Annotated in this window: 25 protein-coding genes; 5 read left to right on the top strand and 20 right to left on the bottom strand. The window is 28.2% G+C overall.

What is annotated here, in order from left to right; genetic code table 11:
• The 4 genes from NNC19_RS05770 to NNC19_RS05750 all read right to left on the bottom strand — a co-directional run bounded on the left by NNC19_RS05770 (position 1) and on the right by NNC19_RS05750 (position 2,248).
• Positions 1-225, bottom strand: a complete 225-nt coding sequence (locus NNC19_RS05770; protein ID WP_310937674.1) for a 4Fe-4S dicluster domain-containing protein — start codon at positions 223-225, stop codon at positions 1-3.
• Between the two features lie 266 nt (positions 226-491).
• Entirely contained in the window at positions 492-773 is a 282-nt protein-coding gene (locus NNC19_RS05765; RefSeq protein ID WP_310937673.1) for a hypothetical protein, read from the bottom strand.
• A gap of 564 nt (positions 774-1,337) precedes the next feature.
• Complete coding sequence (locus NNC19_RS05755) at positions 1,338-1,475, bottom strand: hypothetical protein (protein WP_310937672.1); 138 nt, start codon at positions 1,473-1,475, stop codon at positions 1,338-1,340.
• A gap of 194 nt (positions 1,476-1,669) precedes the next feature.
• Positions 1,670-2,248 carry a type 1 glutamine amidotransferase family protein gene (locus tag NNC19_RS05750; RefSeq protein WP_310937671.1) on the bottom strand — a complete coding sequence of 193 codons (579 nt, stop codon included), beginning with the start codon at positions 2,246-2,248 and terminating at the stop codon, positions 1,670-1,672.
• Positions 2,249-2,380: 132 nt separating this feature from the next.
• Between NNC19_RS05750 and NNC19_RS05745 the strand changes: the two genes are divergently transcribed.
• Positions 2,381-2,692 (top strand): ATP-binding protein, encoded by a 312-nt coding sequence (locus NNC19_RS05745; protein WP_310937670.1) that lies wholly within the window; start codon positions 2,381-2,383, stop codon positions 2,690-2,692.
• A gap of 124 nt (positions 2,693-2,816) precedes the next feature.
• On the top strand, positions 2,817-4,235 hold the full coding sequence (locus NNC19_RS05740) for an MFS transporter (protein ID WP_310937669.1): 1,419 nt from the start codon (positions 2,817-2,819) through the stop codon (positions 4,233-4,235).
• Positions 4,236-4,348: 113 nt separating this feature from the next.
• Here NNC19_RS05740 and NNC19_RS05735 read toward each other — a convergent pair whose 3' ends face one another.
• The 12 genes from NNC19_RS05735 to NNC19_RS05680 all read right to left on the bottom strand — a co-directional run bounded on the left by NNC19_RS05735 (position 4,349) and on the right by NNC19_RS05680 (position 13,380).
• Entirely contained in the window at positions 4,349-5,203 is an 855-nt protein-coding gene (locus NNC19_RS05735) for a transporter substrate-binding domain-containing protein (RefSeq protein ID WP_310937668.1), read from the bottom strand.
• A 239-nt stretch (positions 5,204-5,442) separates the two neighbouring features.
• Positions 5,443-6,417: a methyl-accepting chemotaxis protein gene (locus tag NNC19_RS05730; protein ID WP_310937667.1), complete on the bottom strand. Its 975-nt coding sequence runs from the start codon at positions 6,415-6,417 to the stop codon at positions 5,443-5,445.
• Positions 6,418-6,450: 33 nt separating this feature from the next.
• Positions 6,451-7,605, bottom strand: a complete 1,155-nt coding sequence (locus NNC19_RS05725; RefSeq protein WP_310937666.1) for an FIST N-terminal domain-containing protein — start codon at positions 7,603-7,605, stop codon at positions 6,451-6,453.
• A gap of 709 nt (positions 7,606-8,314) precedes the next feature.
• Complete coding sequence (locus NNC19_RS05720) at positions 8,315-8,860, bottom strand: C40 family peptidase (protein ID WP_310937665.1); 546 nt, start codon at positions 8,858-8,860, stop codon at positions 8,315-8,317.
• A gap of 205 nt (positions 8,861-9,065) precedes the next feature.
• A complete protein-coding gene (locus tag NNC19_RS05715) occupies positions 9,066-9,593 on the bottom strand; it encodes a hypothetical protein (RefSeq protein ID WP_310937664.1) in 528 nt (175 codons plus the stop codon).
• Positions 9,594-9,741: 148 nt separating this feature from the next.
• Positions 9,742-10,161 (bottom strand): transporter, encoded by a 420-nt coding sequence (locus NNC19_RS05710; protein WP_310937663.1) that lies wholly within the window; start codon positions 10,159-10,161, stop codon positions 9,742-9,744.
• Entirely contained in the window at positions 10,158-10,589 is a 432-nt protein-coding gene (locus NNC19_RS05705; RefSeq protein WP_310937662.1) for a GNAT family N-acetyltransferase, read from the bottom strand. Before NNC19_RS05705 ends, NNC19_RS05710 begins: the two co-directional genes overlap by 4 nt.
• Positions 10,590-10,779: 190 nt before the next feature.
• Positions 10,780-11,040, bottom strand: a complete 261-nt coding sequence (locus NNC19_RS05700) for a hypothetical protein (protein WP_310937661.1) — start codon at positions 11,038-11,040, stop codon at positions 10,780-10,782.
• 23 nt (positions 11,041-11,063) lie between these two features.
• A complete protein-coding gene (locus NNC19_RS05695) occupies positions 11,064-11,435 on the bottom strand; it encodes an SHOCT-like domain-containing protein (protein ID WP_310937660.1) in 372 nt (123 codons plus the stop codon).
• Between the two features lie 20 nt (positions 11,436-11,455).
• Positions 11,456-11,818, bottom strand: a complete 363-nt coding sequence (locus NNC19_RS05690; protein WP_310937659.1) for a DUF2089 domain-containing protein — start codon at positions 11,816-11,818, stop codon at positions 11,456-11,458.
• Positions 11,819-12,057: 239 nt separating this feature from the next.
• On the bottom strand, positions 12,058-12,405 hold the full coding sequence (locus NNC19_RS05685; protein WP_310937658.1) for a HAMP domain-containing sensor histidine kinase: 348 nt from the start codon (positions 12,403-12,405) through the stop codon (positions 12,058-12,060).
• A 60-nt stretch (positions 12,406-12,465) separates the two neighbouring features.
• Entirely contained in the window at positions 12,466-13,380 is a 915-nt protein-coding gene (locus NNC19_RS05680) for a DUF2268 domain-containing protein (RefSeq protein WP_310937657.1), read from the bottom strand.
• A gap of 244 nt (positions 13,381-13,624) precedes the next feature.
• Here NNC19_RS05680 and NNC19_RS05675 point away from each other — a divergent pair, with 244 nt between their 5' ends.
• A complete protein-coding gene (locus NNC19_RS05675) occupies positions 13,625-14,815 on the top strand; it encodes a M28 family metallopeptidase (protein WP_310937656.1) in 1,191 nt (396 codons plus the stop codon).
• A gap of 97 nt (positions 14,816-14,912) precedes the next feature.
• Here the strand turns inward: NNC19_RS05675 and NNC19_RS05670 are convergent, their stop codons facing one another.
• Positions 14,913-15,557, bottom strand: coding sequence for a bifunctional 4-hydroxy-2-oxoglutarate aldolase/2-dehydro-3-deoxy-phosphogluconate aldolase (locus tag NNC19_RS05670; protein WP_310937655.1), 645 nt, complete (start codon positions 15,555-15,557; stop codon positions 14,913-14,915).
• A gap of 194 nt (positions 15,558-15,751) precedes the next feature.
• Between NNC19_RS05670 and NNC19_RS05665 the strand changes: the two genes are divergently transcribed.
• Both NNC19_RS05665 and NNC19_RS05660 read left to right on the top strand, forming a co-directional pair.
• Positions 15,752-17,089 (top strand): PLP-dependent aminotransferase family protein, encoded by a 1,338-nt coding sequence (locus NNC19_RS05665; RefSeq protein WP_310937654.1) that lies wholly within the window; start codon positions 15,752-15,754, stop codon positions 17,087-17,089.
• A gap of 152 nt (positions 17,090-17,241) precedes the next feature.
• Entirely contained in the window at positions 17,242-17,469 is a 228-nt protein-coding gene (locus NNC19_RS05660) for an extracellular matrix/biofilm biosynthesis regulator RemA family protein (protein ID WP_310937653.1), read from the top strand.
• Between the two features lie 99 nt (positions 17,470-17,568).
• Here NNC19_RS05660 and NNC19_RS05655 read toward each other — a convergent pair whose 3' ends face one another.
• The 3 genes from NNC19_RS05655 to NNC19_RS05645 are packed head-to-tail and all read right to left on the bottom strand — an operon-like array spanning position 17,569 to position 22,821.
• On the bottom strand, positions 17,569-20,409 hold the full coding sequence (locus NNC19_RS05655; RefSeq protein ID WP_310937652.1) for a family 78 glycoside hydrolase catalytic domain: 2,841 nt from the start codon (positions 20,407-20,409) through the stop codon (positions 17,569-17,571).
• 39 nt (positions 20,410-20,448) lie between these two features.
• Positions 20,449-21,093 (bottom strand): beta-phosphoglucomutase, encoded by a 645-nt coding sequence (pgmB, locus tag NNC19_RS05650; protein ID WP_310937651.1) that lies wholly within the window; start codon positions 21,091-21,093, stop codon positions 20,449-20,451.
• 18 nt (positions 21,094-21,111) lie between these two features.
• Positions 21,112-22,821, bottom strand: coding sequence for a glycoside hydrolase family 3 N-terminal domain-containing protein (locus NNC19_RS05645; protein ID WP_310937650.1), 1,710 nt, complete (start codon positions 22,819-22,821; stop codon positions 21,112-21,114).
• Between the last annotated feature and the right edge of the window lie 293 nt (positions 22,822-23,114).

The raw sequence follows: 23,114 nt of genomic DNA, 5'->3' as shown, positions 1-23,114 counted from the left end.
TTATTTCACCTCTTCTTTAGCTATAATTTCTATAACCGAAGCTGGACATGCTCTTTCACATTTCCCACATCCAACACATCTAGTTTGATCAACTTCTGCAAATACACCTTGAACAACCTTTATAGCACTTATTGGGCATTCCTTTATACAGGTACCACAAGCAACACATTGATTTTTTAAAACTTGAGCTTTCTTTCTTATAACTTTCTTTTTCTCATTTTCCACAACAAGATTCTCCTTTATGATATTACTTAATTTTTTAATATCTTTTATCTAAACAATAAATTCATATTGCTTTTCTCGCATGATTATATTGTATTTAGTATGTCTATTATTTTCTGTAACTTTATCACTAAAATAAAAGCCCATGAAAATATAATATTTCCAAGGACTTAATATTAAAACTTTATTCACAGCATTCTTTCACATATGAAAAAAAGAGCTTTCGCCCTTCTTCCTCTAACTACATATATAGTAACTTCTAAAATAAATTAAACACATTTTTTATTCATTTCTTTTCTTGCTACATTAGTTAACTTAAGTTTTTTATAATCTATAGAAACAACATTATTTTTGTACTTACTTACATCTTGGTCATTTGTTACTGCCCAATCTCTTCCTGTAATATATCTTTTAGATACAAGTCTTTTCAAATAATGTGCTATTTCATTTACTGCAAACTCTTCCTCTATATCACAATTATACTTCACTTTATCATTTCCATTAATTCTTTCATTTACATACTCAAGAACATAAAATTCTTTTTCTCCCATTGTTTTCACCACTTTCTTATTTTCTATATTATACACAATTTTTGTAGTATTTGCATTTATGATTTTAAAACCAATTTTACTACATTTTTCTTATAAAAAGTGTTTTTTCCTTATTTATTTGTAAACTTTTAAATACAGCATTAATTTAAAATAAATCAGTCTAATAAGTCTATAATTTCTTTATAATCAAGACTAATTATCTATAAATATACTATAAATATTTCTTTTTTCATAAGTTATTATCTCATCTTTATACTCCTTATCTTTATTAAAATTATAAATAACTAGATACCCAACATCTAAATCTTGAATATCTAAATACTCTTTAAATTATTTTAATCCTTTTTTATGATATTCACCGCCTCTCCATATTTTAAATTCTATTATATATTTATTTGAAAAATAATGAATATTTTCTCCATAATCTACTTTCCTATTTATCATTATATCATAGGTTATTATTTCTTAACCAATAAGTGCATTTTTAGTGTAAAAAAAATCAGATGGATTTTTATTTCCATCTGAAAAATTATACTTTATTTTGTTAATATAAAACTATTTTAGTTAAAAGTGAAGTGTACGAGATTTCGTTAAAAATTGGCTAGTCTCAATTTTAGACTTACTTAACCTTTTTTCATAATCATTTTCATCATTACATAAGAAGAATCCTAACAATACTAGAAAAATTATTATATAAATCATAATCTCACCTCATTATCATTGTAATCCTTTACCTTCCCTGTTTCAAATGTCTTCATTATTATATTGATAAGTTAATATGAGCATAAATAAACAATATTCAATAAAACTAATATAAAAAAACTCATCTTAAATATATTGAGTATTTTAAATAATAAAGTATGAAATTTATAAGAAATCACTAAAATTATATTGCCTTATTTTTCATAAAATCCCAACTTGTTAAATCTATACCATTCATCGATTTTTTCTATAGACTTAAAATTCAAACACAACATGATCTCCCTAGCAAATTCTAATGAAGCTGTACCATTTGCAGTTATTATACCTAAATCACAAACTACTTGTTTTTCAATAAAATTCCTATCTCCCTTGTAATGTGGTGCTTGTGATTTCATATATGCCAATGTATTTCCTGTATGTTTGATTTTATCTAAATGCCCCTTTTCTGCCAAAAAATTAACTCCATTACATATTGCTGCAATTGGAATATGATTACTTATGGCATGCTCTACAACAAGTTCAATATCATTATTTTTCTGTTTCATCCAAGCATCACCACCAATCAAAAGTAACATCTCGAAATTTTGAGGATAATCATTTACATCATAATCAGGAAGAATTCTAAAACCTCCCATAGAAATTTTAGTCTCCTTGTCTAGACTTAAAGTTTTTACAACATAATCTGTTTCTGCTCCATTGAGTTCTGAACAAATATAGGCACTTTCCCAATCTGCATATCCATCAAAAATAAATACAAGTACTTCTTTTTTCATTGTAACACGTCCTTTCTTAATTATTGTACAAGGATAAATAAGACACCTATATGTCATATTTGTAAATATAAACAACTAAAAATAGCAGCTAACCATATTGGATTAGCTGCTTCTATAAAAATTTTAACATATATGATAAGTAATGCGGAAAAATATGCTCTTAAACCATCTGACATAATCGTTGAATCAAATATTCATAATAATGATGTTATAATCTCTATATCTAACAAAAGTGAACATTTATCTCAAGATAAATTAGATAAAATGTTTGAAAAGTTTTATAGAGTTGACATCTCAAGATCAAGTACTGTTGAAGGTTCAGGATTAGGCCTTGCAATTTGTAAAAAAATAGTTGAACTTCACCATGGACAGATTTGGGCTGAATGTCATGCTGATATTATAACTATACATATTAAATTGCCTATTAAAAAAATTTTACTATAGTTTAATTTTTTTTAATATTAGGAAATGAATTCTTTTTGCATACTATATAGATAAGAAGTTAAAAAAGTATCAATTTAATTAATTTGTAATATTATAGTATTAAACAATAAACGGGAGGATTAAATTGCAAAAAGAAAAACTAAAAACTCTTGCAGTAGTATTGGTGGGTTCCTTTATGACTACTTTAGATATAAATATAGTCAATGTAGCCCTCCCCCAAATGGCATCATCACTTGCAGTAGATTTAGATAGTATACAGTGGGTTGTTACAAGTTATCTTTTAATTATTTCAACTTTTGTACTTATGTTTGGCAGGCTAGCTGATATGAAAGGCAAAAAGAACATATATCAAAATGGTTTCTTAATATTCTCACTAGGTTCACTACTGTGTGCTTGCTCTAAAACAATATATTTCTTGATTATTGCAAGAATTGTACAAGGCTTAGGAGCTTCTATGATGATGTCATGTAATTTTGGCATTATTACAATGGTTTTCCCATTAGAAGAAAGAGGAAGAGCTACAGGCACACTAGGAACTGTAGTTGCATTGGGCACTATGGTTGGACCACCGTTAGGTGGATTTATAGTAGGAAGCTTTAGTTGGCAAATAATATTTTTAATAAATATTCCAATAGGTATTTTAGCATATTTAGCTGGTGTTAAATATCTTCCTAAAGAGAAATTGTCTAAAGGTAATCAAACTTTTGATATTAAAGGTACTATAACTTTTGCAATAGCTGTAGCAGCATTTTTTATTTCTCTTTTAAATGGTGAATCTCTTGGATGGAGCAGTATACCAATTATTCTTGGATTTTTTATATGCTCTATAAGTTTTATAGCCTTTTGTTATATTGAAACAAAAGCTCCTGTTCCAATGCTAGATTTTATACTTTTTAAAAACAAAATTTTTTCAGCTGGGATATTTTGTGCTTTTATATCCTATTGTGTTATATATTTTACAAATATAATACAACCATTTTACTTGCAACATGTATTGAGTTTTTCACCACAGAAAGCTGGTTTTATAATGATGGTTTATCCTGTTACAGCAGCTATCATGGCCCCACTTAGTGGAATATTATGTGATAAGATAGGCTATAAAATCCCAACTTTTATTGGAATTTTCTTTACATGCTTAGGAATATTTATAATGTCTTTTTTAGGATTGACTTCATCTAATTTATTTATAATTATCAGCATGACTATACTTGGATGTGGTTATGGGTTATTTCAATCACCTAATAATGCAGGTGTTATGTCATCTGCTCCAAAAGACAAACTTGGGATATCAGGAAGTATGAATTCTTTAATAAGAAATTTAGGTATGACTAGTGGTATTTCTATTTCAATATCCATTTTTTATAGCCATATGAGTTCAAAATTGGGAACCCATGTTTCTGCACTTTCTTCTGGAAGTCCTGATATTTTTATAAGTTCCATGAATTTCACATATAAGATTGGTGCAATAATAGCAATATTGGGAGTAATTGTTTCACTTTTTAGACTTTTGGATAAAAAATACACAATTTATAAGATTAAATGATAAATAGAGATTAAAATTTTAGTCTCTACAATGCTGTTTCAAAACTAATATAGTTAGTTTTGAAACAGCCTATCTTTTTATAAATAAATCCCCTTATATAAATTACATAATAATTATTTAGGAATATAATCCTCTGTTAAAGCATATTTAGAAAATATCTCATATATAGTTCCATCACTCTTCATCTCTTGCAACTTTTCATTTATTGCATTTAACAATGTAACATCTTCTTTCTTTAAAGGATATGCTGAATAAGAAGATATTTCTGGTTTATATTGGTTTGGTGATAATAATTTAAAATTTGATTTAGTTTTAGACAAAAGAGTACTTTTTGCTATTAAAGATTCTGTCATTATAGCATCTATAGTTTTATTTTCTAATGCTAATATTAAAGAGTTGTTATCATAAAAAGCCATAAAATCTTTAATAGCTCCTTTATTCTTCCAATCTTTAACTATCTCTTCATAAGTTGTGCCTCCAAGTATACCAATAGTTTTACCCTTTAAGTCTTCTTTACTATTAATATTAGAATTCTTTAAGGTCAACATAACATCACTTTGAGTGTACATTGGAATTGTAAAAGCTAATAATTTTTTACGTTCATCTGTTATACTAATTTCTTGGGCTACTAAATCAATATTTGGGTCATTAATAAACTCTTGCAATGCATTAGAAAGTGAAATGTATTTTACATTCACTTTTTTAACTCCTAGACGTTTAGCTACCTCTTTTATAATTTCTGCATCAAAGCCACTGAACTCACCTGTTTGAGAATCTCTATAAGAATATGGTACTATATTAAATGATAATACAGTTAATTCGCCTTTCTCTTTTATCTTTTGCAACCTATCTACTGTTTGCATTGATATACTATTTTCATTTGGTAAATCCATTGCAAAACATGACATATTAACAGTCAAGTTTAATATAACAGTTAAAAACATTAGACATTTGAAAAATTTTTTCACTTAAACTCCTCCTTTTAATGTACTTTAATCTATAAATTATCCATACATTTCTTTAATAATATAATAAACAAATCATATATTTCTATGTTTCCTCTTGCTTCATCTGAATATTCTTTTAAAATGTATTTTTATAAAAGAACTTAGTTATAAACAAACATCCCTAGTCACGTTAATGGTAACTAGGGATGTTTGTTTATTCTGTATATGTTAGCATTTTTATGCTTATATTTAATATTAAATTATCTCTTGTTATCTATATCATCTAATAAATAATCCATTTGCTCCAAGAAATTTGCAATATCTTCAAAAATTATACCTTTATTAGTCATTTGGCTATTTAAATTTTCAATATACTCTGTAACTACATTATAATATTGGTGAGAGTCTCTTATATTTTCTCTTATATTTTTTACTTCTGTATTAGATTCTTTCAATATGATTGAAATCATTTCATTAATATTATTAACACCATGAACATTTTCTTTTATATTTGAAAAAACTTCTTCAGTATCATTTGCTAGTTCATAACTTTTATTTATAGCTTTTTTAAAGTTTTTAAGGAAAATATTTAGTTGATTTGTGTCCTTCTCTATATCTTCCACACTAACAGTTGCAACTTCTCCTAACTTCTTAATTTCTTCAGTTAATTCTACTATCTCTTTAATAGCATCTGTAACTTCTTTTTTTTCTTCTCCATCTTTTCCCGCTTCTGTAGATAATTTTAATGCCAGTAAATTGCTTTTATCAGCAATGTTCATAATTTTAGTTGTATAATCCTTTATTTCAATATGAGGTTTCTCAAAACTTTCAAGAATGCTTCCAATAACTTCAAAACTCTCTTCTACTAATTTTGAACTATCTCTCAAATTTAAAACTTTATTATGTGAATCTTGTACAGATTTTAATATATTCATAATTTTATTGTTAAATTCATATGAAAAATTTTCTATTTCATTAAATTGTCCAGTAAAATTTGTTATTGATCTACTTATTTCATCTGCCTTATCTCTTACTTCTACAAATGATTCTTCAATTCCTTTTATTCTTTCTGCTGTGCCAGTTTCTTCATCAACTAGATCATTTGTTCTATTTTTTAAATATCCTACAGAATATGCAAGAGGATATACTTCTTCACTTAAGTCTCCTTGTTTTACTTTTACTTCTTTACTTACTATATTATTTTCTTCACCTATTTTACGTTTAAAAAAATTCATTTTATCAAATAAGCCCACTATATGTCACCTCCATTATTCAAAAACAGCACATACCATTGTTTGATTTACATGCTGATTAATATATTGTTCACCTTCACTTACAATTCCTACATGTCGCCCTACTGAGCTCATTAAATCCACATATTCTTCAGTAAATTTTATATTTTCAAATAATGAAAATCTATATATACAGTTTATTGAAAATACACCTGATATCTTAGGAAAATCTCTTCTAATATTTCTTAATGTATCATAAACTACATCTCTATAATCTCTTAATTCTAGTATATTCAAAACATCATTTTGATTAATTCTTTTATAACAACTTAAAGCCCCTTTTTCATCTACTGACTTAATTGCTGCTAAAAATTCTTCTTTTCCTATTACTCTTGCCAATGGATTTGCAAGAGCTCCATTTGATACCCCCTGTACTAATACCCTACTATTACCTCTATAACTCCACTGATTTTCAATAACGCAATCAGTTATTTCATCCTTTGATATTCCCAAAGCTTCACAATAAACCTCTGCTGCATTTCTTCCATTTAATTCTATTATCTTTCTATTTTCCACATCAACCTTAGTTGCTATATAATTTTTACTTTTTTCTTTATAAATATTTTCACTATAAACTTTTACTTTGCCCTCTGTGTTTTTTATCAAAGCATATACACAAGCATCAGTGTATAACTTTCCATTTAATGATACATATTTACCACCATCTCTATCTACACCTTGTGCAGTTCCTCCAATCAATGGTATATTCTTCATGTTTATAGCTGAAGAAATTGTAGAGACTATCTTTTCTTCTCCACTTGTGCAAAATTCTAAACAAATTGTATTATCTTCACCTGGATTAATTCTTTGGATCCTATTTTGTAATGTCTTAATGTATTTTACTGGCGCTGTTTTAGCATTTTCTAAAACACCAACTCCTATTTCTACTCCACCAGTTATAGCCCATATTACGACATTATCTCTTACTACACTTCTATTTGCAAAACTATATCCTGTTGTTCCAATAACAATTGTGTTTGGATACTTTTGATTAATTAATGAAACAACTTCTTTAAATTTACTTGCCTTTGAAAAGATAAATATTGCTTTTGGATTGCTAAGTCCATTAGTAGCTTCTTGTACTGCTGTTTGTATATCATGGCTTTCACCTATTCCAATGTAATCTTTCATGTAAACTTCACTCCTTTTATGGATAATTCACTATTTCTCTTCTTCTTTCTATCTTTTATTATTTTCCACTTTATATATTATTTTTATCCTATATTTTTTATAGCTATTGAAATCTAATTCGAGATAGTGTTAGAATTAATTACATAGAATTATTCCAACCTTTTTTATTAAGTTAAACTTGAAATTTGATAAATTTATATTATATAAAGGATATATTAATCCATTGAAAAAATTTAAAAGAATATATTGAAACAACTGATAGGTTTATCTGTAGACTTTAAACTTCATATTTTAATAAGGTTCCCCTATCTAGGTATTTTGATTATCTTTTTATACTACAGTTATGGCTTGTTTTTCTTTATTGTAGTATAAATAATATAATTAAATATTTTACCAGTAACCCCATTTCCCCACTCAATTTAGTATATTTAGTTTTTAAGAGCAATATATTGAATATATTTTATCAAAATTTGTCGACTTTGTACATGTGTTATTTCTATACAATTTATGTAAAATAAAGATTTTATACATATATGTTGAAATTCAAAGATTTGATTTTAGTATTGCTTGAGAAGTGATTCGTGTTAATACAACTTATTTTAGTAAAATTAATTATAAAGAAACCCTAAATAAAATCATTTTATATTTATGATTTTTAAAAGGCTATATTTCAACATAATATTGAAATATAGCCTTTAATTAAATTATTTTAATGTATTATTCTTCTTGCTTTCCACACTGTTCCTAGTTTTGCTATTTTAACTACATCACCTGTATGTGGTGCATGTATTACTTGTCCATTACCAATATATATTTGAACATGTCCACTATGTGGGAATACTAAATCTCCTGGTTGAAGATCTTTTTTACTTACTGCTATACCTTGATTAACTTGTGTTGACGTTGTTCTTGTTATGTTAATTCCTAAAGCCTTCTTATAAACATATGATGTCAATCCTGAGCAATCAAAAGCATTAGGTCCACTAGCCCCATATTTATAAGGCTTACCTAAGTATTTTTTAGCTTCTTTTACAACAGCCTGTCTTTTTTCCGATAATGTAAGTGATTTTGAAGAACCTTTACTTAACGTTTCAAAATTACTACTTTGCAAATCTTTATTGGTATATTGAGCAACAGTTTCAACTGTAGATAATGCTTGTGCTTTGCTTTCTGTAGCAGCACTAGCTTGAGTAAATGGTATAGCTTGTACAATTAATAATGCACATAAAACAACAGTAATATTTCTTTTTTTCATAAAATCAACTCCATTCTTTTTGTATACGTTTATTTTATCACTTTTTCATAAAAATGTAAAATAATCTACAAAAATACTTTAATTGATTTATTTTCATAAAGTTTTTTATAAGATATATTCAAAATAATACCATTATAACTTTATTTTTAACATAGTATATATTTCAACATAATTCATTTATTAAGTATACTCTTCTTAGTAATTTTTATTTTGTTTTATTATCTAGCTTTTCTTCTCTTAATAGTGAGAAAATATTTAAACATAGATGGAGCATAAATTCAAATATGATTTTTTCATTATATTGTATCCATTCATCTATTATTTTTGTTTCATTAACCCATCCATTTGGGTATTTTTTATTTATATAATTACTATAATCATGTACTCCTAATGAATACCATTTTGAAAGTTCACTATATGTAGATTTTTTTAAGTAATCATCAGTTTTTTGTATTGTATCATAATCTGAATTTCCATAAAAGTTAGTATAATAAGTTGAAACTCCCTCATGATATGACTGAAACTGCCATGAGTATATCTGAATATAAACAGATATACATTGATTTTGAATTTCTTCAAGATGTTCACAAAAGAATTCATATAAATCAAAAAGTATATCATTGTCCTCTACATCAATACTAGTTGTATAAGAATTTAATACTATTCCTAAAACTTTAACTTCTTCTATCCTTTTGTGAAATTCTTGTAATTCTTTTTTAATTTCATTTTTCACAATTTATAACTCCTTCTATCAATCAAAAAATTACTTTTTAAGTTTCCATAAACATATATATTCCAAGAATACGCTGATTATCTTTATATGTAAGCAATTAAAATCTTTAGACGCTTCCACTAAATTCATATATTTGTTTGTCTATTTATTAATTAAAAAAAATTCCCATAATACATAAAACCATACCCACTAACTTCTTTATTGTGATTCCCTCTTTAAACACTATTGCACCAACAATTAAAAGAATGATTGCTATACTCATATTTGCCATCAATGAGCCTTTACTGAGTTCCCATCCACTGCGATACATAAAAATATAACCACCTTCAATCCCAACTACAACTAGTCCTAACAGAATATTTGATATACTGACTTTTGTAAGCTCCATAACAAAATAATTTTTTGAAGTAATTAGAAATGTAACAACACTTATTAAACAAGCAACTCCATAGGTTACAAACAAACCAATAAATATGTTTGTGTTACTTTCAATATTTTTACTGATTAAATGATAGAATAAATTACATATAACTACTATCAAAAGAGGCATTAAATAATTTATATTCATTTATCTATGCCTCCTAAATCTTTTTTCATCCAAATATGTGGACATTCCTCTTCAAAATGTACTTCTCCTTGCTTTTTATACCCTTGCTTTTCATAAAACGCTATAGCTTGTAACTGTCCTGATAGCATTACACTTTTCCCAGCATCTTGCTTGATAATATCCTCTGCTACATCAAGAGTTCTTTCTCCAATACCTTTTCCTCTCCATTCCTTTACAACAGCAACTCTTCCTATAACAAATGATTGTTTTGTGCTATTAAAGTAAATTCTACATGTTGAGATTGGTACTTCCATTTCATATATAACTATATGCTTAGCAGCACCATCAATTTCATCAAATTCTTCAATAAATCCTTGTTCTTTTACAAATACCTCACTTCTTATTATTCTAGCTTCTTCTGGTAAGTAATCAAAGTATTTGACTTTCATTTTTTAACCTCCTTCAAAACAAAAGACATCCAGAAGCTAACCTTATAGTGTGAAAACACACCGTACCTACGGTTGGCTTTTGGATGCCTCATAATGCAATCATCCGGTGATGAAAGCACAAGCTTTTATTTATTTTTTACATAAATTATATCTAACAAGTTATTATAAGTCAATGAAAGTTATAAATAAACTACAGAATTATAGTTACTTCATCACCTTGCCGTGATTTTACTTCCACCATTTTCAATCCTTTGTAGCCTTTCAAATGTTTCAAGCTCTTTGCAAGTTCATCGAAATCTATACAATCCAATATTTCTTTTGTCTGATTATCAATATGCTTATCTATCCTCTTACATATAAAATTAGCTATTTTGCAGGCAGCACCTGCAATGCTTAAGGGCACAGGAATAAAAATTTTTTTTCCTGTTTCTTCTCTTATATAAATTCTCATAATAATATTCCCCTTCAGTGATGCTACTCAACTACAATTTCCACATTGTCTCCCTTTTCACTCTTCACATCTACAATCTTTCCATCTAATCCCTCAGATACAGCTTGAAGAATAGCTTGTATATCTATATCCTCAATGCCTTCGACTCCTTCTATCTTAGGTATTCTCTTAATGGCATTTCCTAAAGTTTTTATAAACTTTACAGGTATATTTATATTTACATTATCTCCAGTTGATGAGTTAACCTTAATTTTAAGCATTTTATCTACATTATTCTCAGCAATTGAAACAACTTTTTTTGTTTCATTTAAAGCTTCTATTAATTCACCAGCTTTTTGTGAATCTATTTTTCCCTCTTCCAACATTTTCAATACTTTCATAACCTCTTCATTCATTTAATACACTCCTTTAAATACTATTTTCTTAATAAATCTAATGCTTGCTCAGCTGTAATTTCTCCCTTTTCAAGCTTATCAATTACTTCAGCTCTGTTATCTTCTTTTTTAGTCATTTGTGTATATCCTAAGGATACAATTAAATCCTCTAGTTTACCTCGAACTGTAGGGTATGATATTCCTAGTTCCTTTTCTACATCTTTAATATTACCTCTGCATTTTATAAAGACCTCAACAAAATTTAGCTGTTCCATGGTTAAATAAGAGAACTTAGACAATTCGAAGTCATTTTCAATAACAGTGTTGCACTTTTTACATTTTAGTTTTGTAACATTAAGTTTGGAAGAACATACAGGGCACTGAGTTATTATTTTATATGTCATACTAATCACCCTCCATAATTTCATTATACTACCATAATTAAAAAAATCAATATTAATATTAAATATTTTTATACTTTTTCATTAATATATTAAATATATTAATTTGAAAATTAAATATTTGAATCAGAAAGTTCTATTTAATATAAAAAGAGAAAATTATGCCTAGTTAGCATTATCTTCTCTTTTCTTTAACAAACAGTCACCTTTTTAATTTTAGTTTTCTATATAACTTCAAGAAATCAAACTTTAGGAAATGAAACAGTAATTAAGAATCTCCCATTATTATAAAAAGCCTTTATCTTTCCATTCAGCTGTTTAGTAATTTCCTTAGCTATTGCCAGTCCTAATCCTGTAGTCTTTTTATTTCTAGATTGATCCTTTGTATAAAAACGTTCAAAAATATTATCTAAATCATCTCTAGTCATAGGTTCACTTACATTAGAAAAAGTGAATATGTACCCATTTGATTCCTTGATTCCAAAGCAATATTCCCCTTTACCATGTATGATTGCATTAAATATAATATTTGAAAATATTCTTTTCATCCCTTGTTCATCTCCTTGTATTATGCAAGGTTCTTCTGGCAAACGAACAGTTGGTTCCTCAATGTCATTAAGTTAATGACATTGAGCTATTGCCCTCTTTAACTACTCTTCATTCCAAAACTTTTCAGTTTCTTTTAAAATATCAGAAGTTTCTGTAATAGTTGCTTCAAATATTGTTTTGCCAGTTTTCTCAAGGTAATGTTTTATTAAATGATATCCACATGCATATCCTGCACAATAAGGCATGCCCACAGATTCTACTCCACGCATTGCAATAATTTCATCCCCATAAAGAAATGCTGAAATTTTGTTAAAATCATTACAGTTTAAATTTTCTTTAATTGCAGGTTTTATAACTGTATTTAAGGCTTCTGTTGTTGTATTTTTAACCCAAAATCCAACCTTATCTTCCCCAAACACAAGTGTAGCAAAATTTTCTGCTAACCCTTCGCTAACAATCATATCTCCTAAGGTTATTTCATTGCTCCATTTCATAAATTGCCATCTTACATTGTGATTAGCTTCATGAGCTAATGCAACTGGTAGCATTTTAAGTGATTTCTCATTTGGAATTATAGTTCCAATAATATATCCTGGAATTCCACCATCACCACAATAATCTCCTGTCATCTTTGACATTGGATTTAATGGATCATTTAGCAAAATAGTAAAAATATATTCTTGTATAGGAAGTAAAATACCATCCTCTTCAAATCCATTGAGTGTTTTTCTAATACTTTCTTCACATTCATCCCATAACTTTTCATCACTTATTTTTTCAACATCCTCAGTTCGTTCCTTATCTATTTGTCTAGGTAAAAAGCCACCTGCCATAGTGCTTGCTGTAATAACATCATATCCACCTTCATCCTTAGCTTTAAGTGGAGTTTGAGTGCATGACCACTTAAATTCAAATGGTTTCATAAGCTCATATCTGTAGATATCATCACGCTCATTTATTTTTGCTAGAACCATTTTTCTATAGATTTTATCTGATCTGATTGCTGTAATTTTCATTTTATCTCTCCTTTTCTCCGCTGGTATATTTATACAATACACTTTTACTCAGGGTTAAGGTCAATAGGTTTTAGTGAGATAATTAAGTTAATACATAAGAATTGATGTACTATTTCCACTTGGTAAATATCCAAATTATGTTATTATATAGATAGAGAAGTTTTTTTGAGCTAGTCAGTGTATATATAACAATAAACCTCATTAGTACATCACAATTAGTTTATAGAATAAGGAGAATGCTTTTATGATTAATAGTTTAGATTTTTTACAAAGAGTTACAATAGAACGTCCAGTGGGTACTGAAAAAAATGATATTCTTCTAAAATATATGGAAGAGCTATTTATAAATGAAGGATATAGTGTTACTTCTTTACCATTTGATTGTATTGTTTGGGAATATGGAGAATCTATTTTAACAATTGGTGCAATTAAACTAAGTATTTCTGCTAGTCCATTTTCACAATACTTTAATGGAACTGGAAAAGTACTTTTTATAAATTCCATAGAAGAACTAAAAGAAAAACAATTAAAAGATAAAATCTTAATTATTTATGGTAGTTTAGCTCAAGGTGCTTTGCAACCAAAAGATTTTCCTTTTTATTATCCAAATGAGCACAAGGAAATTATTTCTATATTAGAAATCCAAAACCCTAAAGCTATAATTTCTTTAACCGGAAAAAGTCAATTTAACGGAATGAATCCATTTCCAATGTTTGAAGATGGGAATTTCTTAATTCCTACTGCTTATGCAAGCCACAACTTATTACCTGAAATTTTAGAACTTATTAAGAACAAATCAGATATACAATTAGAAATCAAATCTAAAAATAAACCTAGTAAAAGTAAACAACTAGTTGCTTCTAAAAAAGTTAAAAAAAGTCTTGGAAAAATTATAATATGTGCACATATGGACAGTAAATACAACACTAAAGGAGCCCTTGACAATGCTACTGGTGTTGCTGTTTTGATGAAGTTAATGGAAAGTTTAAAATCTATAGAAACAAAATTTGATATAGATTTTGTCCCATTCAATAGTGAAGAATATTTTGGTGTTAATGGACAACTGAAATATTTTGACTATATCATTGAAGAAAAATCTAAAATTAAATTAGTAATAAATATAGATTCACCTTGTCACCAAAATTCAAAAACAGCAATTTCATATTATAACCTTGAAAATAACATAGTCACTCAACTAGATAATATAATTCAAAATAATAAACATATAGTAAAAGGTGATAAATGGTTTGCTGGTGACCATTGTACATTTGCCTTTAATGAAATTCCTTGTTTAGCTGTTACATCATCTGACTTTTATGATGGTGCTCTCGATTATACACATACATCATTAGACACATTAGACACTATTGATTCTGAATTAATATTACCTACTGTATTATTTTTATTAGAAATTATTAAAAATCTTAATTGTTAGAAATCATTATTTATTCTTGGCCTTATCATATATGTCCCTGTTAACCTTTCTTTATAAATTCCCATAATGGAAGTAAAAGATTTTAATTTTTCTTATATTAATCTTGCTTAGCTTTTTTATATGCTTCAATAAATCTTCTAGCTTCATTTTCAACTGCATCATAATCCCCAGTTGATGCTCCTTTTGTTAGATTGCTACCAGTTCCAATAGCAACAGCACCTGCTTCTATCCACTCATGTAAGTTTTCAACTGAAACTCCACCTGTTGGCATAAAATCTCCTTGTGGAAGTGGCCCTTTAAATGATTTAATTACAGATGGTCCATACAAATTACCTGGGAATATTTTGATTATATCAACCCCATATTCTAAAGCAGTTATTGCATCTTTAACAGTCATAATTCCTGGCATAACTAAAACTTTATATCTATTGCAAAGTTTTAATGTATATACATCTAAACTTGGACTTACAATAAATTGTGCTCCAGAAAGTATACATGCTCTAGCTGTTTCAGAATCTAAAACAGTTCCTGCTCCAACGATTACATCTGTACCTCTATATTTTTCAATGGCTTCTTTTAGCATTTCTAATGGTTCTGGAACTGTCATTGTAAGTTCCATAATTTTTATCCCACCCTTTACTGAAGCATCTACTATTCTATTTGCTTGTTCCTTTGAATCACCTCTAATTACTGCAATAACTCCAGCATCTAATATACTCTTTAATATTTCATTTTTTTTCATTTTGACACCTCATAATAATTTAATATTTTAATTAAGTTTTTCATGATACCTATACTCTCTAGGTTTTATGTATCCTCATAAATATTCACTCTTAACTAAAATTTGCTATACAATTATGGTATTATAGTGTAATCTATATATCAACGAAAAAAATAACATTCTGTACTAGTACAACTTTAAAGGAGCTTTATAAAATGCTAAAGTATGAAGAAATTATTGAATACATAAGAAATGATATAAAACATCAAAAACTTAACCATCCTCAAAAGTTGCCTTCTATAAGATCTCTAAAAGAACTGTTTCACTGCAGCACAGGTACAGTTTTAAAAGCTTATGAAAAACTTGAGCATGATCATATTATCTATCCAGTACCTAAAAGTGGATATTATTTAGTCAATGATTTTCATAATGAAATTTCTTCTAAACAATCTCTAATAGATTTTTCAGCTGTAAATTTGAATTCTGAAACTTTTCCATATGAAAATTTTCAACATTGCTTAAACAAATCCATAGAATTATATAAAGAAAAACTTTTTACTTATTCTGATCCTAGAGGATTAAATTCTTTAATTAATGTATTGGTAAAACACATTCAAAATTATCAAATATTTACCAAACCTAATAACATAATCATCACCTCAAGTTCTCAACAGGCTTTAAACATTTTATCTGTTATGCCTTTTCCAAATGGTAAAACCAACATTCTTGTCGAGCAACCTACATACTATGGAATGATAAAATTTTTAGAACTTAACAATATTCCAACACTTGGTGTAAACAGAGGTTTTAATGGAATAGATTTAGATGAATTAGAGAAGTTATTTAAATATGGTAATATTAAATTTTTCTATAGTATACCTAGATTTCACAATCCAACTGGAACTTCATATAACAGATTTGAAAAGCAAGAAATTATTAGACTAGCGGAAAAATACGATGTGTATATAGTCGAAGATGACATTGCTGCTGATTTAGATATAAATAAAAAAAATGATCCTATGATTTCTTATGATACATTATCTAGAGTGATTTATTTAAAAAGTTATTCAAAAGTATTAATGCCTGGCTTAAGAGTTGCTGCACTTATATTACCTGACCTCTTAATTAATATTTTTTTAGAATACAAAAGATGGTCTGATATTACCAGTCCAATTTTGTCACAGGGAGCTTTAGAAATATATATAAAGAATGGTATGTTTGATTCCCACATGAAACAATTAGTTAATTTATACAGCAATCGTATGAATTGCTTAAAAAAGTCCTTATCAGAATATAGACACAGAAATATACTATATAACATTCCTAACTCTGGATATTTTGGCTGCATTTATACATATAATCCTTTAAATTATGATAAAATACTGACTTCACTATATCATAAAAACATTAAGCTATTTGATACTCGTGAATGTTTTCTTAAAGAATATAGATGTAATAATTACTTTAGAGTTACTATTAGTGAAACAAATGAAAAACAAATATCAAAAAATATCCCAATAATACTTGATTCTATTGAAACAAACTCGCACTAGATTACTTTGTATAAATAATAAAATTATAAAAAAGATAATCATTTTTTCATCTATTATAATCTTTTTTTAATAATATTGTCACAGTATTGGCATAAACTTCCTTTATATTAGATATAGATTATATTGTAAATAATAGAAATCGAGGTATATTTATGCAAGTTAATTTAATCAAAATAGGTCATGGAAATTTAATTGCTTCAAATAGGATTGTAGATATATTAAAACCTGAATCACTGAAAGGAAAAAAAGTAATTCAACAAGCCAAAATTCTAGGCAGGCTGATAAATGCTAATTATGGAAGGAAAACAAAGTCTATAATAATTACAGATAATGATTATGTAATCTTATGTAGCATTAATCTAAAAAACATTAGAAGATAGTAAGTAAAATTAACTTCTACTCACTATCTTCAAGGTTAACTGATTTATTAATTATTTGATATGAACATAGTATACTACACATCTATCCCTTTATGCCAGTTATATTATTCCAATATCTATTTTTATTTTATTTAATTTCTCATCTGTTTTATTCATTTCCTCTTCACTTACATTAAAAAATGGCAAATGAGATAATTCTCTAATAGACATAGATCCAACATTTTTAATCATGTCTTCTGGTAATTCTAAAGCTGATTTTAATTCTTCAGAAAATACTTGTTTAACTTCCTGGTTTTCTAACAATTCTGATAAACTCATATTTATATTGTAATATTTAATATAAGATTCTGTAGGTATATACTTAAATACATAGGTTCCACTTACTAAATTAATTGATTCATCACTATTAACTTTTAATTTACTTTCCTTTAATAGTTCTCCATTTACATATAATTTATCTAATCTTACATGTGGCAATATTAATGTTGCTGATGCATTAAATGGTATAATAAATTTAAATTCTAAACTTCCATCCTCTTCTATATTCCATCCACTTTCATATAAACCTACTGGGGAATTAAAACTTGATTTTGCATATTTAAAACGATAATCTGGCATTGGTGTAAGTTTAACATGCCTAAATCCTGGAGCGTCTTCAACTGGATTTATTCCACACATAATTCTATACATCCACTCTGCAATTGAACCATATGCATAATGATTTAATGAATTCATATCTGTTCCACTTATTTTTCCATCAGGAAGTACGGAATCCCAACGCTCCCAAATAGTTGTTGCCCCCATGGTAACTGGATACAACCAACTTGGATAATCCTTATTCAATAGTAGTTTATAAGCCATTTCATTATACCCATTTTCTGATAAAACCCTGCATATATATGGACTTCCTACAAAACCTGTTTTTAAGTATCCTTTATCCTTTGATATTCTATCAAACAAATCTTTAGCTACCCTTTCTTTATGTTCTTCAGGTGCTAACCCCATAAATAGTGCAACTATATATGCTGTTTGATTTTTTAAGGCTAAACGTCCATTTTTAGTAAAATACTCATCTATTATAGCTTCTCTTATTTCCCTTGATAAAGTTTCATATTCTTTTGATATGTCTTCTTTTCCTATAACTTTAGCTGCTTTGGCCACTAACATAGAGGAATAACAATAATATGCTGATGCTATATAACTTTCTTCTGTCCCACCAGTTGGCATACTTGGATTTTCTCCATCTAAAGCTAGCCAATCTCCAAAGTGGAAACCTGTAGTCCATAATCTCCTTGAGCCACTTTTTTCAACAGCTCTTCTAATATAATCAACCCAAGATTTCATACTATCAAATTGATTTTCTAAAATTCTTTTATCCCCATGATATAGATACATTGTCCATGGAATAATGGTAGCTGCATCTCCCCATGCACTAGACCCTCCACTTGTCATGTTAATTGATGGTACTACCATTGGAACCATTCCATTAAATGACTTTTGTTCAGCATAAAGGTCAAATCCATATTTACTAAAGAATGCATATGTGTCCATATTGAATGCTGCTGTCCCTGAGAAAACTTGTGCATCTCCTGTCCATCCCATTCTTTCATCTCTTTGTGGGCAATCTGTAGGAACATCTAAGAAATTCCCTTTTTGTCCCCATAAAGCATTTAAAAACAACTTATTAACTAATTGATTACTAGTTTCTATATGCCCTGTTGTTTCCATATCAGAATATAAAACACAACCTGTAAAATCTTCTACCTTAACTTCACCTATCCATCCAGTTATTTTTACATATCTAAATCCATAGAAAGTAAAATAAGGTCTAACTTCTTTTTCTAAGCCATCTGATATATATTCAAACTTCGCTTTGGCAGTACGTAAATTATCTTTGTAGAAATTACCCTCTTGAAGTAATTCCCCATATTCAAGTATAATTTTCGTCCCTTTAGGAGCACTAGTTTTAAATTTTATCCATCCCACCATATTTTGTCCCATATCTAATACAGTTTCTCCAAGAGGTGTTTTTATAATTTCAATTGGTTTAATTTCTTCCTTAATAACAACTGGCAAGCTTAATCTTTCTTTTAGTCTTCCATAGCCTAACTCTATCTCTTTTACATTATAAGTTTTTTCACCTTTAAAAGAATCATCTTGCATTTCTCCATCATATATATCACTAAATTTGATTTTGCTTTCTCTGCACTTCCATGTAGTATCTGATTTTATGATAGTATTTGTTCCATCTTCAAAATTTACAACTATATCACATAATAGTGCAAATTTATCATCATATATTTCTACTGCTCCACCCTCAAATCCAAATCTACCTTTGTACCATCCATTTCCCAACATCACTTCTATCTTGTTTTCACCTAACTTTAAACTATCAGCAATATCATAAGTTTGATATTGAATCCACTTATCATAGGCATTACAATTTGGAGTAAGGTATTCTTCTCCTGCCTTCCTATTATTAATGTTTATTTCATAAAGCCCTAAACCACAAACATAGGCACGAGCTGATTTTATTTTCTTTTCAATATTAAATTCTTTAATTATAACTGGATGTATATCTTTATTTATTTCTGGAGTTATCCATATTCCACTCCATACTTCACCTATTTTACCTGTTTCAAACCAAGCTATATCACTAACTGCATTTTCATCATTATCAGCCCAAACTTTTACTCTCCAATAGTACCTAGTGTAAGACTTTAATTCTATATCTAATTCATATCCAAGACTATCTATATTTTCTTTTTTCCCACTATCAAAAACTATTTCATTAAATCCTTCATCAAGAGCTACTTCTATCTGAGCAGCTTCTTGCTTTATTGCATTAGTATCTGTTACTACATATGAAAACTTAGGTTTTCCTAAATAAAATCCTAATGGATTCCTTATATGATTTGTTTTCATTCTAATTATTTTCATGTGTTACACCTCTTACTAAAAAATTAAAACTTTAGATAACTAACTAATCAAATCCTTTACATCAACAAAAGATAAATCTTTAAATCTATAATTTGATTTAAGATTGTTTGAAGCATAGCCAACAGCTAAAACTTTCATTCCACCAGCAATAGCTGCTTCAACACCAGCGTCAGCATCTTCAACTACTAAACACTCCTTTGAATTTATCCCTAACTTACTTGCTGCAAGTAAGAAGACTTCTGGATCTGGCTTACTATTTTCTATCCCATTACCATCAGCAACTCCATCAAAATAATTTTTAAGTCCTATTTTTTCAAGAATAAATGGAGTATTTTTACTTGATGATCCAATAGCTACTTTTATATTATTTTCTTTTAAATCTCCAAGTACTTTCATAACCCCTGGCAATATATCATTTGGAGTAAGCTGATTTAGTAACTCTCTATATAAATAATTCTTCTTTTCTGCCATTTGATTTTTTTCTTCATTATTGTATGTCTTTTTAGCTTTTTCTAAAATTATTTCTAAGCTTTCCATTCTGCTAACTCCACGAAGTCTCTCATTTATTGTTCTATCAAAATATATTCCTTCATCATCAGTCATCTTCTTCCAAGCTCTATAATGATACTCATCTGTTGAAACTATAACTCCATCTAAATCAAAAATTACTGCTTTAATACTCATTTTTTACACCTCTCAAGCTTAAAATTTTGCTCCCCACACATTGCAGAATGGATCTACAGGACTAATTCCTTTAAATTCAGATTTTCCTGTGATTTTTTCAATTACTGCATCTACTACATATTCACTAGATGAATAGGCGTTTATAAATGTCTTAATCATAGGTACATCTAATAAGTGATATGGATTCGCCATAGATATAAACATAGTTGGGATATCATTTACAAACCATGGAGCATTTGCTGCCATCAAGTGTATCCAATCTATTCTTACTGTTGTTTGGTTACTGGCTGTTTCTATATTTGCAAGGTATAAAATTAAATCATATTTTGATTTTAATTCTTCCACTCCACCCTGAAATATTTCTCTAAAGTCTAATCTTTTGTTATCAAACACATCAACTTCAAAGCCTTCCTTTTCAAGCTTTTCTTTTACTTTATCACTTGCTTTTTCTCCTTCTTTAAAGCCACCATCATCACTATCACCTAACACATATAATCTAATTCTTTTATACTTTTCTGGAGTTATTGGTAAAAGGTTTTGAGTATCCTTAACTAAAGTTACAGATTTATCTGCACATTCTCTTGCCCAAGTTTCGTGTTCTTCACACTTTAAAACACTTAATTCCTTTTCCTTTAAAATTAAAGTACCTTCTTCTTTTTGCTTGTGTAATCCTAAAGAAGCTTTAGTTGCTAAAATTCTTATAACAGCCTCATCCACTCTTTCAATAGATAAAATTCCATTTTCTATTCCATTTAACATGAAATTAAAATCTTCTTCTACATTTTTATTAAATAAGAACATATCACATCCAGAAGCTATAGATTTTGGTACTGATATCTCTCTTCTTTCTGCAACATTAAATCCAATCATAGGAGTTGCATCTGTAACTATAAGTCCATTAAATCCTAATTTTTCTCTTAACAATCCATTTAATAATTCTTTTGATAAAGTCGCTGGCATTATTTCTTCATCCTTTAAACTTGGATTAAGTTTTTTGCTATAACTAGGTAATAGAATATGTCCTGCCATCACAGTTTGAGCTCCTGCTTCTATTAATTCCTTATATATCATTCCATAAGTTTTATCCCATTCTTCCACTGATAATGAATTTACAGAACTTAAAAGATGTTGATCTCTTTCATCTACTCCATCCCCTGGAAAATGTTTTATAGATACTGCAAGGCCTGCTTCATTTATACCTTTCATACATTCTTTCGCCATTCTAACTACCTTATTGGGATGACTTCCATAAGTTCTTACATTAGTTATAGGATTTCTAAAATTCATATCTATATCTACGATTGGTGCAAAAGCCCAGTTACATCCAGCTGCACGACCCTCTCTAGCTGAAACCAAACCCAATTTATATGCCATGCTCTCATCATCAGTAGCAGCAACTTCCATCTGCTTTCCAAAATAGGTTCCATCTGTTGCAATCCCATTTCCCCCTGCTTCAAGGTTTGCTGAAAGAAGAAGTGGAATTTTAGAATTATCTTGAAGAACCTTATGAATTTTTCTTATTTCTTCACCTTTTCCTGGCCTATACATCATTCCACCAGGTTTTATCTTTGTCAAAAATGCTTTTAACTCTTCTTCATTATCTGTAACACCAACAGGGCAAAATAGTTGTCCTATTTTTTCATTTAAATCCATTTCACCAAATGTTCTCTCTACCCATATAATATCTTTATCCTTTAAATAAAAAGGTTTTGCTTTTAAATCTACCATATTCATTCTCCTCTTCTTACTGCGAAACTACTTTTTCAATTTATATAAATACTATCATTTACAAACAAGAAACTAGTCTTATTTATTTGCAAAAATAGTATCTCTTTTTGTAAAATTTCCAAAAACATTTCCATAACATTAAAATATGAGACTTATAGTCTTTAAATTGTTTTAAAATTGCCTAAAATACTAAGCTGCTTCTTTCTTTTCAATTTCTTGCTCTAATTCAGGAATTGGGATTACAACTAGAGCTGAAAGTATTGAGAAAACTGCAAGAACTATAAAGAAGAATG

This window comes from Clostridium sp. SHJSY1 (genome assembly GCF_031626875.1).
GTDB lineage: Bacteria > Bacillota > Clostridia > Clostridiales > Clostridiaceae > Clostridium.
Note: the sequence above shows the minus strand (reverse complement) of the source record. Positions and strands in the feature narration are given on the sequence as shown.